The organism is Pseudoalteromonas sp. Z1A6 (assembly GCF_011378745.1).
GTDB classification, from domain to species: Bacteria; Pseudomonadota; Gammaproteobacteria; order Enterobacterales; family Alteromonadaceae; genus Pseudoalteromonas; species Pseudoalteromonas arctica.
Genome location: NZ_WTKW01000602.1, coordinates 1 through 1,263, shown reverse-complemented (window position 1 = coordinate 1,263; position 1,263 = coordinate 1). Strand labels below are relative to the sequence as shown.

General features: G+C 41.2%; 1 protein-coding gene. It reads right to left on the bottom strand.

Going from position 1 to position 1,263, the window contains the following annotated elements; translation table 11 throughout:
• Positions 1-8 precede the first annotated feature (8 nt).
• A protein-coding gene (locus GQR46_RS19835; protein ID WP_165728178.1) for an IS3 family transposase occupies positions 9-1,189 on the bottom strand; the annotation gives its coding sequence in 2 pieces (ribosomal slippage) (positions 9-931 and positions 931-1,189; 1,182 coding nt in all).
• Positions 1,190-1,263 lie beyond the last annotated feature (74 nt).

Genomic DNA, 1,263 nt, shown 5'->3' with positions numbered 1-1,263 from the left:
TGTAGTGGTCAATAAAATTTGGCCACAGTTTTAGAATCTTGATATCTAACCTCAGATTCATTTGGCGCTAAACCGGCATTATAATGATGCGGCCTAACGTTGTTGTAATATCCGTTGATATAATCACTAACGCTATATTTAGCATCTATAAAATTTCCATATCCAACCTTTGGCATCCATTCCGTTTTAAAGCTTCTAAAAAATCGCTCCATTGGTGCATTATCCCAACAGTTTCCACGCCTACTCATACTTTGTTTGATTTTATAGCGCCATAAACGTTGGCGATATTTTAAACTTGTATAATGACTACCCTGGTCTGAATGAAACATCAGTCCTGTCGGTTTTCCTCTGCTTTCATACGCGAGTTCAAGCGCTTTTAGCGTTAAATTAGTATCTGGCGACAACGACATGGCCCAGCCAACTACTTTACGTGCAAATAAATCAATAACAACGGCTAAATAAGCCCAGCGATTACCTACCCAAATATACGTCACATCACCGCACCACACGGTATCTGGCTCAACAACATCAAATTGTCTATCAAGCAGGTTTGGAATTTCAAGGTGTTCATTACCGCCGCGTTTATATGAATGTTGAGGTACTTGGCAGCTTTCAAGCTTTAATTTAACCATTAGCTTAGCAGCACGATAACGACTCAATTCAAAATCATTGTTCGTTGCTATTGCCGCGATTGTCCGCGCCCCAGCTGAGCCACCGCTCATTGCATGTATTGCTTTAACTTCAGCCTCTAGCCTTACTTGCTCTGACGTCGGCGTTGTATCCCGTATAGCCCAATATTTATAGCTGCTACGATGCACATTGAATACGTTACACAGCACGCTAATTGGGTAACGCTCTCGTTGATTTAGTTTCTCGATTAACGAGAATTGTTCAGGGAGTCGGACATCAAGAGAGCGGTAGCCTTTTTTAATATATCCTTTTCTAATTCGATGCGTTGGATTTGCTTTTTAAGTTCGCGGATTTCAATTTGTTCGGGCGTCATTGGCGAAGCAGATGGTGTCTGGCCATTCCGCTCTTGCTTTAATTGAGTAACCCACTTACTGACGGTTGATTTACCCACCCCCATCGCTTTGGCTGCTTCTTCTTGAGTATAACTTTGGTCAACTACAAGCTGAGCTGTTTCTAATTTTATTGCTGCAGAATACGTTGCGCGTTTTAATTTCGTCATTTTTTCACCCAAATTTGTATGCTTATTAGCATAACATTTCTTTCTTAATGGGTGGCCAAAATCACTGTACCACT